The 14,465-nt window shown below is 63.9% G+C and carries 9 protein-coding genes, 2 pseudogenes and 1 other annotated feature; of the genes and pseudogenes, 6 read left to right on the plus strand and 5 right to left on the minus strand.

What is annotated here, in order from left to right; translation table 11 throughout:
- The first annotated feature begins 7 nt into the window (after nt 1-7).
- The 5 genes and pseudogenes from WFJ36_RS09615 to WFJ36_RS09635 form a co-directional block, all read left to right on the plus strand.
- Nucleotides 8-2,872 (plus strand): SNF2-related protein, encoded by a 2,865-nt coding sequence (locus WFJ36_RS09615; protein WP_336643198.1) that lies wholly within the window; start codon nt 8-10, stop codon nt 2,870-2,872.
- 60 nt (nt 2,873-2,932) lie between these two features.
- Nucleotides 2,933-4,339, plus strand: coding sequence for a hypothetical protein (locus WFJ36_RS09620; RefSeq protein ID WP_336643199.1), 1,407 nt, complete (start codon nt 2,933-2,935; stop codon nt 4,337-4,339).
- A 246-nt stretch (nt 4,340-4,585) separates the two neighbouring features.
- Entirely contained in the window at nt 4,586-5,779 is a 1,194-nt protein-coding gene (locus WFJ36_RS09625) for an XRE family transcriptional regulator (protein WP_336643200.1), read from the plus strand.
- A gap of 13 nt (nt 5,780-5,792) precedes the next feature.
- Nucleotides 5,793-6,371: a hypothetical protein gene (locus tag WFJ36_RS09630; protein WP_336643201.1), complete on the plus strand. Its 579-nt coding sequence runs from the start codon at nt 5,793-5,795 to the stop codon at nt 6,369-6,371.
- Nucleotides 6,372-6,684: 313 nt separating this feature from the next.
- Nucleotides 6,685-7,634, plus strand: a pseudogene (locus tag WFJ36_RS09635) (IS3 family transposase); the annotation flags it as partial.
- Nucleotides 6,984-7,118: a sequence feature (AL1L pseudoknot), on the plus strand. Its footprint overlaps the pseudogene before it by 135 nt.
- Nucleotides 7,635-7,641: 7 nt before the next feature.
- On the opposite strand, the gene WFJ36_RS09640 reads toward WFJ36_RS09635, so the two are convergent.
- Complete coding sequence (locus WFJ36_RS09640) at nt 7,642-9,018, minus strand: IS30 family transposase (RefSeq protein WP_442927844.1); 1,377 nt, start codon at nt 9,016-9,018, stop codon at nt 7,642-7,644.
- Nucleotides 9,019-9,079: 61 nt separating this feature from the next.
- On the opposite strand from WFJ36_RS09640, the pseudogene WFJ36_RS09645 reads away from it, so the two are divergent.
- Nucleotides 9,080-9,400 (plus strand): annotated as a pseudogene (locus WFJ36_RS09645) (integrase core domain-containing protein); the annotation flags it as partial.
- A 413-nt stretch (nt 9,401-9,813) separates the two neighbouring features.
- Here WFJ36_RS09645 and WFJ36_RS09650 read toward each other — a convergent pair.
- Genes WFJ36_RS09650 through lnt form a run of 4 tightly spaced genes read right to left on the minus strand, consistent with a single transcriptional unit; the run spans nt 9,814 to nt 14,352 of the window.
- Nucleotides 9,814-10,497 carry a copper resistance CopC family protein gene (locus WFJ36_RS09650; protein WP_168429240.1) on the minus strand — a complete coding sequence of 228 codons (684 nt, stop codon included), beginning with the start codon at nt 10,495-10,497 and terminating at the stop codon, nt 9,814-9,816.
- Nucleotides 10,494-12,392 carry a cytochrome c oxidase assembly protein gene (locus WFJ36_RS09655; protein WP_058631459.1) on the minus strand — a complete coding sequence of 633 codons (1,899 nt, stop codon included), beginning with the start codon at nt 12,390-12,392 and terminating at the stop codon, nt 10,494-10,496. The genes WFJ36_RS09650 and WFJ36_RS09655 overlap by 4 nt, the downstream gene beginning before the upstream one ends.
- Nucleotides 12,389-12,904, minus strand: a complete 516-nt coding sequence (locus WFJ36_RS09660) for a DUF3515 family protein (protein WP_058631458.1) — start codon at nt 12,902-12,904, stop codon at nt 12,389-12,391. Before WFJ36_RS09660 ends, WFJ36_RS09655 begins: the two co-directional genes overlap by 4 nt.
- Complete coding sequence (lnt, locus tag WFJ36_RS09665) at nt 12,889-14,352, minus strand: apolipoprotein N-acyltransferase (RefSeq protein ID WP_232762584.1); 1,464 nt, start codon at nt 14,350-14,352, stop codon at nt 12,889-12,891. Before lnt ends, WFJ36_RS09660 begins: the two co-directional genes overlap by 16 nt.
- Between the last annotated feature and the right edge of the window lie 113 nt (nt 14,353-14,465).

A 14,465-nucleotide genomic window follows, 5' to 3' on the forward strand; every position in this document is an offset into this window, starting at 1 on the left:
CGTCATCATGGCGACCCCGCTCAGCGCGCACCAGGCGAAGTTCTATGCACACCAGCTCGAGCGCTCCTACGCGTCCGATCACGTCGGCAAGCTTGCCGGCCTGCTCTTCGATGCACAGGTCGAGCCGAAACCGCACCAGATCGACGCCGCGCTGTTCGCGCTCCAAGCTTCGACGTCGAGGGGCGTAGTCCTCGCGGACGAGGTCGGTCTCGGCAAGACCATCGAGGCCGGGATCGTTCTGTGCCAGTACTGGGCAGAGCGGAAGCGCCGGATCTTGATCATCGCGCCGTCATCTCTGCGTCAGCAGTGGCAACAGGAGCTCGACGAGAAGTTCGCGATTCCATCCAGGCTGCTCGATGCGAAGACGAAGGATGGGCTCCTCGCACCGCGCCCGGGCCTCTCGGCGCAGGTTCTCATCTGCTCCTACGAGTTCGCCCAGCGCAACACCGAGGATCTGTATCGGCACTGGGATCTCATCGTCGCTGACGAGGCACATCGCCTGCGCTCCTACTGGAAGGGCAACGCGAAGATCGCTGAGGCCGTTGCCACCGTCATGAGTTCGGCGACCAAGTCTCTGTTGCTCACCGCAACGCCACTGCAGAACCGCCTCGAGGAGCTGTTCGGCCTCGTGTCGGTGTTCGAACCAGACTTCTTCCACTCGATCGAAGGGTTCAAGGAGCGGTACGTCGACCGCCCTGACGACTACGGCAACGACGACCTGGCAATGCGTATGTCGCACATCGCGAAACGCACCCTGCGGCGCGACGCGCAGAAGTACATCCGATTCACCGAGCGCATGCCGATGACGTTCGGCTTCATGCCGTCGCCCGATGAACAGGCGTTGTACAGCATGGTGAACGCGTACCTCCAGCGACCGGAGTTGTACGCCTTCGCGAGTTCGCAACGCCATCTGTCAGCTCTCATCCTTCGCAAGAGGCTCGGTTCATCGACGTATGCGGTCGCCTCAACGCTCGAGAGAATCGCGTACCGGCTCGAGGCAGAACTGCGCTCAGGGTACCGTCGTGACAACAGCGGCACCCTCATCGATGAGGACATGACTGATGAGGAGATCGAGGCAACCGACGCCTTGCCGATCGGCGTCCCCGACTCGATTGCAGTCGAGGAGCGACGTCAGGAAGCGCTGGCTGAGGTCCAGGAACTCCGCGACTATGCAGAACTGGCGCGGTCGATCACGGTCAATCAGAAGGCCGTCAAGCTCCTCGACGCGCTCGACCAAGGATTCGCGAAGCTCGCAGAGATTGGGGCGCCGCAGAAGGCCATCATCTTCACGGACTCGACAAAGACGCAGGAGTATCTCGCCACCGCACTTCGCGAGGCTGGCCGCGGCGATGGACTCATTCTGTTCAACGGCAGCAACAATTCGGCGGAATCGACGCAGATCTACCGAGACTGGCTGAAGAAGAACCAGGGGTCAGACCTTGTGACGGGCATCCCGTCTGCCGATCGCCGGAAGTCTCTGGTCGACGAGTTCCGCGAACGTGGCACCATCATGATCGCGACCGAGGCCGCAGCTGAGGGCATCAACCTTCAGTTCTGTTCAATGCTGGTGAACTACGACCTGCCGTGGAACCCGCAACGCGTGGAACAGCGCATCGGCCGGGTGCACCGCTACGGGCAAGAGCACAACGTTATCGTGGTCAACTTCTCCAACCAAGGCAACCTTGCCGAGGAACGCATCCTCGAGCTGCTCACCGAAAAGTTCAACCTCTTCACGTCCGTGTTCGGCGCGTCTGACGAGGTTCTCGGAACCATTGAGGACGGACTCGACTTCGAGAAGTCAATCGCCGGTATCCTCGAGCGGTGTAAGACCGCAACCGAGATCAACGCTGCATTCGACGAGCTCGAAAGTCAGTACGCAGCTGAGATCAACGACGAGATGCAGAGGGCGCGAGCGCGCGTCTTCGACAACCTCGACCCCAACGTCCAAGACAAGCTCAAGAACTACGACACTCAGACAGATGTCATTCTCAACGCCTTCGAACGGCTCTTGATCAAGGTTACCCGGCATGAACTCGACACATTCGCCGAGTTCGACGACGACGGACGCACGTTCACGCTGCTGCACGCTCCGGACTCCGGCATCCAGACGGGGCGCTACTTCTTCAAGTCCGCCCCGGTCCCGGGCGCCCACCAGTATCGCTACAACAGCGAACTCGGTCAGTTCGTGATCAGGGCGGCGCTCGGTGAGCACACGCCGGTGCGTGAGTTGAAGTTCTCCATCGACGGCTCAGAGCGCGCGACGGCAGATGCACGTGCTCTCTCAGGCAGCAGCGGCATCCTGACCGTCGACCTCCTCACCTTCGAGATTCGCGCGGGCAACGACACCATCGTCGAGTCCTATCTGCTCGCAGCAGGGCTGATGGATGATGGTACAGCGCTCGATGCAGAGCAAATCGAGCATCTCCTCGATCTCGCGTGCGTCGAGAACAACGAGGCAACGATGCCCGATACAGCGGTGCTGAAGTCCGCGCTTGATGAGCAAGCGGCGGCGTTTGCAGGTGAAGTACAGACCCGAACCGCGCGCTTCAGCATTGAGCAGGGCGACCTCGTCGAGTCTCGGCTCAAGGACCACAAGGCCAAGTACGACGCCGAAGCCCGCAAGCTCGAACGCGCGCGAGAAGAGCTCAACGCGCGCGAACGCCGGGTAGATGACCTCACGGAGCGACTCAAGTTGCGGAAGGAAGCGCAGCGGCTCTCGCGCCGAGCCGATGATCTCTATAGCGACTATCGCGAGGAGAGGGACCGTCTGCGCGACAAGGCCGACGAGTACCTCGGCATGCTCGAGGATGCCCTCGGAGGCACGGAGCGCCGCGAACATGTCTTCACGATTCGGTGGGCCGTTGTCGGCTGACAATTGTGCTGGCAAGAACGCCGAGAGTGGATTCGTGCGTTGAGAGGAGACACTACGACGATGAGCGACGACGCGTCGACCACCCGACACCCCGGGGCTTCCGCTGTCATACTTCCTAGAATCCTGACTCCAGGTCAGGACATCGTCGTTCAGCTGGAGGGGTGGGCTGAGTTTGCGGGTTATGACGTCGATGTTCACATCGGGCTGACATCGCCAGCGGGATACCTGTCGTTTCGCCCGCTACGTACCCAGCTCGACGCTTCAGGTGCCGGATCAGTACGTATACCGCGAGGGATCGACGTCGAAAGGCTCTGGGGCCTTCATGTGGATCGTCTCACGTGTGCGGGGCGGGACTTGATCCCTGCTAGTAACCCCGCCTCGCTCGTCAATTGGGACGGTCCGGCGCTGACGGAGGAAGAGACTCAGCTGATATATGACGGACTCAGAGCTGAGTGCGATGCGCTCTTCGCCTCGCCGATTGGGGACTCCAGTGATCCAGCGAACCGGCTGCATCGCGTGGTGTCGATATTGACCGGAGTCCTAACGACCCAACATTGCGTCTACCCGGGGCTCATCACCCTCCCACTTGATGAGCGTCCGGTCGATAGTGAGCATCTCGACCTCGTGAACAGGTTTCTGGGGTCGCTCAAGCTGCCAGTCGTGGTGGATCCGGAGAAGTGGTCGTCATCGAAGTCGGATCGCCATCCAAGTACGGCGGTATTGCTCCCTCAAGTGTGGGCGCCCGATTTCGAGAGCGCGCACCGGCTGGCAGTCGAGCGGATTGAAAGACTTCAGTTGGTGCTGTCGGTCAATCGACTCGCGAAGGCTATGCCGATTGCGCTGATCGTCGAGCAACGGCAGATTGACGGCGCCAGCCGATCACGCGTCTACCCGCTCGGTACGCACTACGGCGGAAACTTGATGGGCGGCGTCATCGCTGGCGAGTCGCCCGAACTGCTCACGGCGGAGTTCGAGGGATTGGAGAGCGATCCAGTCGCCCGGCTTGGGGCTAGCCTCTTCGCTGAGGCGCTTGCCGAAACCGACGAGGACTTCCGTTTCTTCAAACACTGGTCGGCGCTTGAGGTGCTGTCAGAGCGCTACGGTGACGGTGGGGATATCACGCTCACCTCTGGCGAGCCATGGCCCGAAACAGTGGGACCGTTGGATCCCGGACCCAAGGTGTACTCGATGGTGGTCAAGGTGCTGTCCGCCATCAATGTGGCAGAGCGTGATTTCAGTACTCCGGCCGCTGACCTCTATGAACTTATACAAGTACTCAAGGCGAGACGGAACGCGACGGCGCACTATGGACGGTTCGATCCGGTCAATCCCGTTCAGCAGGGGCGGCGTTGGTACGCGGAAGCATTGAAGTCGTCAGGGTCGGAACAGGAATGGCTGCACGCTGCGCGGAACCTCAACGTGACGGTGCTCCATTTTGTCCTCGGGCGCGGCTCGTCGGGGTCGTGACATCGATGGCGACGTGACGGCACAACGAGGGGTCTGCGACTGTGCTGCCGGTCGCCTCAGAGACCGCTCCTCCCTCATCATGCACCACCGTTGCCACGCTCACCGTGCCCGGTGGCTGTCTCCTCTGATCTGACCGCTTGCGACTGGGATCGACGTGAACCGCCATCCGCTCCGCCACGCCGCCGGGATAGTGGCGTCCCGCATGCCACTTTCGATTTTCATAATTTTCGCTGCTACGATTCATGCATGGCTGGGACAATGGGAGCGCGGATTCGTGCTGCGCGGGAAGCGTCGGGAATGCTCGCGGCGGACCTTGCGGAGCGCGTCGGGTTGTCGGCGTCGGCGTATTCGTTGATCGAGAACGACAAGCGCAACGTCAAAGCGAACGAAGCGACCCGCATTGCGCGAGCGCTCGGGATTTCGGTGTTGTCGCTCCTTGAAGACGGCGCATCGACGTCTCTTGCGGCGGCCGCACGCTCGGTCACGACGATGCACGCGGCTGACAGTGCCCTGTTGGCGCGGGTCAATCAGATTCAGGACTTACGCCTGGCGCTTCCGGCGGACACACGGTACCGGCACGCCGTGTGGGAGGACGTCCCTCTGGTCGATGCACGCAATGAAGTGGCCGCAGCGCGTGTGCTTGCGGACTGGGTGCGATCGCGCATCGATGACCATGAGACGGGAGCCGGCCGATTCGTGGGGCTCGCGGAGGAGTTGGGTGTGCACTTCGGGATCGACACGATCGTGGAGTCGTTTCCGGGAGACGTTATCGGGGCGGCGCTGCTGAACCGGTCGTATCCGACGATCGTGGTCAATGCGACTCAACAGCGGCAACGGTCATTGTTCACGTTGGCACACGAACTCGGCCACCTTCTCGCGGGTGAGGACGGCGGAATCACCGTCGACGGGAGGGTGTCCTCGTCCAGCCCGGAGGAGCGGCGCGCGAACATGTTCGCTGCGGAGTTCCTCCTGCACCGCGACGATGTCGCTCGGATCGTTCAGGAATCGGAGAAGCGGATTGCGCCTGCGTTGGCGCGAATGATGGACGAGCTGGATGGGTCGTACAGGTCCTGCGTGTACCGGTTGCACAACCTCGGATACATCAACGCGGCCGGGCGAGACGCGCTGATCGACTTACGGCGCATGCGGTTCGTTGAGTCGTTGGAGGACGAGGGGCTCAAGGTGGTCCTGCAGTCTCGCAGCGATGAACTTTCGGAGCGGTGCGTGCTGCCCACGCAACTGTTGGGCACGTTGAAGCGGGCGTATCGGGACGGTCTGGTGAGTGCGGCGCCCATCGCGGGGCTGGTTGGTATGTCCGTCGATGACGTGATCATGATGCTCACCCAGACGGATCCGGTGCCGGACGTGCCGATCGAGTTCGGCGAGTTCGATCCCGTCGACGTGGAGGACGACGCGTTCTCCACGGGTTTCCCTGGCTGACTCGGCGCCTGCGATGTCGCTGATCCTGTTTGACACGGTCACGCTTGAGCATTTCGCTGCGACCGGACGGTTGGACGTGCTGGAGAAGACGTACGCGGACTTTGACGAGCCTCGGTGGGTGGAACAGGTACGCGAAGAAGTGTTAGTCGGTGCCGGGATGTCGAAAAGCCAGGCGTGGTGTCAGCCGGTGCTGGATCTGGAGTGGTTGGGCGACCCGGTCGAGGGTCCGCTGAAGGAAACCTTGCAACTGAAGATCCTCCTAGGTGGCACGGACGAGGATGATGAGCACCTCGGCGAAGCGGAGTCGATCGCGGTGGCAGCGCAGATCGGGGCCGTGTTCGTCACCGACGACACTGCCGCGTTCGACTTCGCCCGGCGTCAGGGGAGGCTCGGCCCTGCGAACGTGAAAGACGCCTGCTCGGTGCTGTGGGAGGCCTGCTCCGCCGGGCACGTCACGGACGACGAGATCACGCAGTTCCACCTGGACGTGTTCGACGCGCAGCGCACCATGCGTTGCCGGTGCTCACGGTGGCCTGGGGCGGACACGCTCGACGACCGCATTCGCCGTCTCAGACGCGGACAGTCATTCTGACCCACGCCGCCCTGGCTGACACAGCTCGCCATGCGGGACCGGCACCCTGTCGATGTCTCGGGAACTGCCAGGATGCCCTGTCGCCGACATCGTCCACGGTCGGAATCGATGAGAGCGATGTGCGCGGCCACGGCGGCTCGCCGACTGAGGGATCTTGGGGTGCTTGGTGACATCGTGGGAGCCGGCGGCGCCCTCCGCGGACCATCTTCTCGACGGTGTGCTCGCGTTGCACTAAGCGAACCGGTCCACGCTGGGTCCCTGAAGCGCCCTGAGTTTGTTGGAGGCTCCTGACCTTGGAAACGAGGATGGGGTTATGCCGAAAGAGCAGACATCAGGGAAGCCGACGACGCGTCGGTATTCGCCCGAGGAGAAAACCGCAGCGGTCCGTATGGTGCGGACCCTCCGGGCGGAACTCGGGACCGAGCATGGGACGGTGCATCGGGTCGCTGCGCAGCTCGGCTATGGCGTCGAGTCCGTCAGGATGTGGGTCAAGCAGGCCGACATCGACGACGGTCACGTCGCCGGGGTGAGCACCGCGGAAGCGCGTCGAGTGCGGGAGCTTGAGCAGGAGGTCCGGGAGTTGCGGCGGGCGAACGAGATCTTGAAGCGGGCCGCGTCTTTCTTCGGGGCGGAGCTCGACCGCCAACACCGGAAGTAGTCGCGTTCATCGACGCGAACAAGGACGACATCGTCGAGGGTCGCCCGCTCGGGGTCGAGCCCATCTGCAGCCTGTTGCAGGTGGCTCCGAGCACCTACTACGCCGCGAAAAGCCGCGCCCCGTCTAGGCGCGCGGTCAGCGACGCGGCCCTCATCCCGGAGCTGGTGACGCTCTGGAACGCGAACTACTGCGTCTACGGCGTCCGCAAGCTCTGGAAGACCGCCCGCCGTGCCGGGATCGACATCGGCCGGGACCAGACCGGTCGGCTCATGCGAGCCGCCGGCATCGAGGGCGCGACGCGTGCGAAGCGGGTCAAGACGACCAGGCCAGATCCAGCCGCGGCGCGGCATCCGGACCTGGTGAAGCGGGAGTTCACCGCGACCGCCCCGAACCGGCTCTGGGTCACCGATCTGACCTTCGTGCCGACCTGGGCCGGCGTCGCTTATGTCTGCTTCATCATCGACGTGTTCAGCCGGATGATCGTCGGGTGGCGGTGCGCGTCACATATGCGCACCGAGATGGTCCTCGACGCGATCGAGATGGCCCGCTGGGGCCGCGGCACCCGCCACGAGAACCTCCGCTGCCACAGCGACGCCGGCAGCCAAGGCGGATTCAACTGGTCGTCGCAACACCGCCTGTTTGCAGCAAGTGTAGGTGCTCGTCGAGTGCCTCAGCGGGGGTGCGCCAGCCGAGCCGCTTTCGGGGTCGCGTGTTGAGGGCGTGGGCGACGGCGGCGAGGTCGTCCGGGGTCCAGCGTGAGAGGTCGGTGCCCTTCGGGAAGTACTGCCGGAGTAGCCCGTTCGTGTTTTCGTTTGTGCCGCGCTGCCAGGGACTGTGGGGGTCGGCGAAGTAGACCGTCAGGCCGGTGTCGATCGCGAACTGAGCATGCGCGGACATCTCCTTCCCGCGGTCCCAGGTCAGGGAGCGCTTGAGCTCCGCGGGTATCGTGTTCATCGCTACTGCCAGCGCCCTGTTCATCGACAGCGCCCCGTAGCCGGACAGCGCCGGCCCGTTCTTGACGATCGGCTGTTCCCGCCATCCGTCCTCGCGGGGCAGGTGAACAAGCGTGGTGAACCCCGTCGTGCGTTCGACGACGGTGCCGATCGCGGACCGGTTGATGCCGATGATGAGGTCGCCCTCGTGGTGACCAGGGATCGCGCGATCCTCCGCCTCCGGGGGCCGCTCACTGATCAGGACGTCCGCGGTGACGTGAGCCCATGGAACCCGTTTGGACCTGGCTCGCGGCATGCGCAGCGCTCGCCCGGTGCGCAGACACAGGATGAGCTCCCGTTTCAGAGCGCCACGGCTCTCGATGAACAGCGCCTGGTAAATGGCCTCGTGGCTGATGCGCATGCTGTCATCATCGGGGAAGTCGAGCTTGATCCGATTCGCGATCTGCTCCGGACTCCACCCCGACACCCACCGGCGATCCTTCCGGTGAGGCTTGTTCCTCCCGATCCACTGCGGCGACACCGGCCCCCCGACAACGCTCCCGTCCGGTCGTCGGATCTGACCGGAAAGCCGCTCCTGAACATACGCACGCAGCTGAGGGTTCGCGGCGAGCTTGGCGACTTTCGGTCTTCGGGCGAACAGCTCGGCCTTCCACTGCGCGACCGAGGCGCGGTAGTCCAGCTTCCCGCCCCGCGTCGCGGCGTTGCGGCGCAGCTCCCTGGAGATGGTCGACGGGTTGCGTCCCAGTGCTCTGGCGATCGCGCGGACCCCGGCGCCTGTTGCCTTCAGGATCGCGATCTCTTCGCGTTCAGCCAACGACAGATACCGGCCCGACGGCGCCGGCCATGAATACGGTGACATACCGCCTGATTGTCGGAACCACCGCGACCCGACGACCGGCGCCACGCCGATCGCGACACCCGCCTCCGTTGGGAGCAGGCCGGTGCTGATCTGCGCCCAGAACTCACGCTCCCGCGCACGCGGATGCCCCGGGTGCCCAGGAGAGCGCATCGGCGCTCTTCCGGTCACTTCTCTCATCCATTCCGATGGTCGTCCCACAACACCCTCCGATCAGGTGTTGCTTCCACCGGTTGAGCCCAGTCAATTCACGTCGATCCGCTACGGCGAACGCCTCGCCGAGATCGGCGCGACGCCCTCGATCGGGACCGTCGGCGACAGCTACGACAACGCCCTGGCCGAGACCGTGAATGGCTACTACAAGACAGAACTCGTCCGCGGCCCTGCCCGTCCGGGCCCGTGGAAGACGGTCGAGGACCTCGAGCTCGCGACCCTCGGATGGGTGCATTGGCACAACACCCAGCGCCTCCACGGCTACCTCGGCGACATCCCACCCGCCGAGTTCGAGCAGAAGTTCTATGCTGACCAAACCGACCGCACTCAACTGGTCGGAATCAAATAGCGCGAGTCTCCATCAGACCCAGGGCGTTTCAGTACGCCGCTGAGACGCCGGAGCCGATACCGAATGCAGCGAATGCAGCGACGCCGAGGGCGCCGAGTCCGAAAGCGCCACGTCGAGTCACACTCAGCTTCCAGAATGAGTCGCGTTCGGCGGGCGTGGGTGCACACCCGCATTCTTCAGCCGCCTCCGTAGCAGCCGCGGAGACGCGTCGTTCGTTCACTGTGCCCTCTCCTCGAGTTCGGCTTCGTGGATTCTGCTGCCATGGGCGCGCCGATTGGCCATGCTCGCGTTGCCCGCTGTCTGGTCTATCGTCCGTTCGTGGGGGCCGAAGTCGCGCCGACTCGCCCGTGATCTCTGATCTGTGGCCCATATTTGACGCATCGAACTTGAGTTCGACTGTCCTGGCACGAGGCTCACTCTTTCGGGTCCGTGTGGACGTCGGCGCTCGACCGGTTGTGTTTTTTCTTCTTCACTTGCCGTACGACAACGGTGGCGGTGATCACCGCGGCACCGATGACAGCAACGGCGATGATGAGCGGGATCGCGATTGAAGCCACCTCGTTCTCGCCTGCAGATACCACCGGGGCAGGGGTGTCCGCTGCTGGCGGTTCGGTGGTTGGCGCGGTGGAGGGCGACGCCTTTGCCGGTTGGATCCGTGATTGTTCGTTCCCGCATGCTGGTTTGTCCCATCCCAGCCCTGGCTCGCTGCTGGTGGGAGCGTACGTGAACGTGAAGCTCTCGGAGATGGGGTGACCGTCGCTGGAGACGGCGTTCCACAGCACGGTGTAGACGCCCGGTTCTCCGAGTGCGACCGGGGTGGTGAGGATGTTGCGGTCGATGGTGGAGCAGCTGGATTCGTAGAAGAGGCCGTCGGGTCCTTGCACTTGGGCGAAGCTGGCCTGGCTGAAGTCAATGAGTTCCCCGCTGAACGTGAGAGCGACGTCGTCAAGTTGGGTGACGGTTTCGTCTGCCCCGGGCACGGTGTCCAGGAGGTTGTCGTGCGCGAGAGCTGCGGGGGCCGGTGCGGCCACGATTCCCAGTGTGATGAGAGCTAGAAGTGTGCTGGCGAGCCAGCGGGTGCGGTGGGTGGAGGTCACAGGTGCGGGTCCTTTCGTACGGCGGGCACGGGGGTGCTGTCGGTAGGTCGGTTGTTGCGTTTCGTGTGGAGGACGGAGAAGCCGGTGAGGATTGCGAGCATTCCCGCGATCACCAAGGTGGCGGCTCCGGCGAGGGCCTGGTCCTGGAGGGGGGTGGGTCCCCATGTCCGCCCCATGGCGCCAAACCATTCCGCGACGATGAGGTCGGAGCGAGTGATCGTGGCGATGCCGAAGAACGCTGCCACGCCTGTGAGCGCAGTGAGTGAGGCCACACGCCACCGCCCCTCGGGGGTTGTGGACGCGTTCAGGGAAAGCGATCGTATGAAAAGGCACCCGGTGACGAGGAGCTGGCTGATCATCCATTCCGCTCCGAGCTGGTCGTAGAGCGACCAGCGGAACAGGTCGGAGTAGTGGAACAACCACAGCGACGTGGCGAAAAGAGCCGCGGCGACGACGGGGCGCAGAGTAAATCTGGCCAGCGGGCTGTGGGCGGCCCAGAGAAGCCATTCCCGCGGTCCTCGGCTTCCATCGTCCCGTGGATGGATGACCAAGGCTGCGAGGGTGATCGGCGCCGCGAAGACAAGGAGCAAGGGGATCGCGAGGCTGAGGAGAGCGAAGGAGAGGAATCGCATACTGATGAGCGAGTCGTCGTAGGCGGCGAGCGGGCCACTGGTTGTCCACAGAAGCGCACCCATCCCCGCAATCCAGCTGACCGTCCGCCTGGCTGGCCACGGATACCCGCGGCGCCGTGCGCGTTGGACGCCGACGAGGTAGAAGACGATTCCGAAACCCGCGACGAGCACCCAGAGGAGGTCGGGGCTCCACGCCGTGAACCATCTCTGCAGGGTGAGTGCGATCGGGACGGGTGCGTCGGTGAGGATCTCCGCGGCGGTGTTCTGCGGCAGTGTGATCGTATCGGCGGGGGCGGCGGTGCGGGCGAGGGCGGCGGCCGCACCGCTCGCGATACCCATGAAACCGAGTTCGACGCTCACGATCATCCAGAAGGCGCCACGGCCCTCGCTGGCATTTGCGAGGAGTCGACGGCGGTAGGCGGCACCCAGGACGCCCATGACCAGAAGAGCGCCGATCTTTGTGAGAAGGATGAGGCCGTACGGTGAGGCCAAATCCTCCCACCGGCCGAGGGCAGTGAGCGCCCGCGCGTATCCCGAGACGGCGACACCGATGAACGCGATGAGCGCCACCGTCGAGTACCGGCGAAGCACGTTGTCGAGTTCGTGCGGAGAGCTGATCGGTCGCACGACGACGAGCAGGATGAGACCTCCGAGCCATATCGCTGCTGAAATGACGTGCAGGACGAGGGACATGACCGCGGGATCGTGGTTGGCGAGCTCACCCGAATGACCTTGGGTGGCCATGGGTATCAGGCTGATGATCGCAAGCATGGTTGTGATCAGCACCGCACCATAGCTGCGCACAGCGAATGCGAGGACTGTCACGACCGAGGCGAGGATCGCGGTGATAAGCCATGATCGTCCCAGTTCGGTGTCGAGGAGGAAGCGGCCCAGCTGCGCGCCGAACTCAGCGCTCAGGTTCACTTGCGGATTGAATGAGGACAGGAAGGTGAGGTAAGCCACCACCCCGCTTGTGATGGTGAGGGTCGCGGCGCCGGCGGAGGCTATATCGAGCGCGACGGTGAAGGGCTTCCCTGCCGAGGGGAGAGCGAACACCGCCAGTACCAGGGGCCCGAGCATCGCCGCACCGGAGAGATTGACGAACAGTTTCGCGGCCGGGAGTCCCCATCGCACGAGCGCTCCAGGGTCACTGGTGAGTCTTGGTGCAGCTCCTCCACCGATCGCGAGCCCGACGACCACAGCGATGAGTGCGGCGGCAACGAGGAGCGTCGGTCCAGCGATCCGGAGAACAACGGCATTCATGGAGTGGTATCCCCTGTCTCAGTGCCAGGAGCGTCCGGGTCTTCTGTCACAGGCGCCGTGCATTCACCGGTCTTGGTGAGCTGCTGGATCGCCCCGGCAAGAGATTCGAGAACCGCGTCCGCCGACAGGGTGGTGGTGTCCACGTACACCTGGGCAGCTGGCTCTCGGCCGTAGGTTGTGAGCCGCAGATTCGGGGTCTCCTCCTCGTCGACGATCCAATCGACGCCACCCAAGCTGACACATTGCAGGGTGGTGGGGGCCGGGGGCTCCAACCCGCAGGTGAGGAGCACGCTGCTGGGGGTACCCCATGCTGCGGTGGCCTGAGCGTCCGTCCAGACGCGAGCCTGGTCGCCAATTGAGTCCGGTAGTCGTACGGTGACCTCTGCGCACAGCGGGTCGTTCGCGTTTGCTGCGGGCTCGAGGTGGATGGTGGGTGCGCAGCTGGTGAGCACAAGCAGTGCGCACAGCGCCGCGACAGAGGTCAGAATCTTGAGCTTCACAACGTCATCCATCCGTCTTCCTGGGAGTCAGCACGAGTCCGTCGCGGTCGGATCGACATGACGAGCAGCGCTAGTACCGTTCCGATACTGAGCATCCAGTCGAGCCACGGCATCAGCACGACAGCGAGAGTCGTGCCGGTGCGGAGGGGGACCTCGGTGATCTTCGCCGCGGTCGTGTCCACCGCAACCTGCGCCAGCACCTTTCCATCGCGGCCGATGACTTGACTGGTCCCGGTGGTGGAGACGTTCACCGCAGTTCTCCCTGTTTCGAGCGCGCGCATGCGGGCGATGGCCAGCTGTTGGAGGTTCTCGTCGGTGCCTCTGAAGTCCGCGTTGTTGGTTTGAAACACGAACATTTGCGCGCCAGAGGCAGCGCTTTGGTGGATGACGTCGTCGTAGATGACGTCGAAACAGATCGCCAGACCGATGGGCACATCGTCAACGTTCATGAGGGGTGTGTTGGAGCCGGGCGTGTACTCGCGTTGTATCAATCCGATGAGGTCGGGGGCGATGGCTTCGTAGAACCAACGGTCCGGGACGTATTCGCCGAAAGGGACGGGGTTGACCTTGTCGTGGAGCTGCTGCGGCCCGGCGCTGGTCCACAGCATGGAGGTGTTGAACGTGTCGGCTCCGCGGGTGGTTGCCGCATTCACCAGTGCCGGAGTGCCGGCACTCTGCACGAGTCGATCAAGGCGGTCTGCGACGGCGGCATCGCGCAGGGGATCGGCGTCGACGGCCCCTTCTGGCCAGACGAGAAGGTCCATTTCACGCCCCAGGAGAGGAGATGTCGCTTCTTCCTGTGCGCGCAGGATGTCGCCTGGTGTCCTGGTGTCGAAGTAGCCGCTGGGTCCGTTGCCCTGTACCCATCCGACGCGCATCATTCCCGCTTGCTCGGTGGGGAACAGAGGGATGGCTATCGCGGCAACGACGATGACCACGGCCGTTGCTGCTGGCTCCCATCGGCGGAGGATGAGGGCTTCCACGACGCTCGCGCAGACGAGAACGGTCAGGAAGGACAGCCCCGTGGTTCCCACCCATGAAGCGGCTTCCGCGAGCGGGCTCTCGGCGAGGCTGAAACCGACGCGCGCCCATGGGAACCCGGTGTACGGCGTACTCCCCATCAGTGTTTCTCGCAGCATCCATACCCCGGCGACGAGCATGGGAGTGATCGCACGATACGCGTATCCCGCGCGGGTGGTGGTGACCCGATAGGCGAGTGCGATCAGCGCACCGCCGGCACCGAACAGCAGGGATTCCAAGCCAGCCAGCGCGACCCATGGGATGGGTCCCAGAAACCGGGTCACCCATACCAGGTGGGTGAAGTAGAAGGTCGCGCCGTAGACGAGGGAGATCAGGAACGCCCCGGGTAGAGAGCGTCCGCGGAGCGTCCACAGCCCGATGGTTACGCTCACGAACGTTGCGGGCCACCACCCGTTTGCGGGGTAGGCGAGATCCAGCATGCCTCCTGCGATGGCGGACGCGACGATCGCTACGGGAAACGGCACCCCAGCTGGTAGGCGCGCATCGTGCGCTCGGGGGTTCCCGCGCCGTGGTCGAACGGAGAGGGCGTGTC

The sequence above is a fragment of the Microbacterium sp. MMO-113 genome (genome assembly GCF_037148555.1).
In the GTDB taxonomy this organism is placed as follows: domain Bacteria; phylum Actinomycetota; class Actinomycetes; order Actinomycetales; family Microbacteriaceae; genus Microbacterium.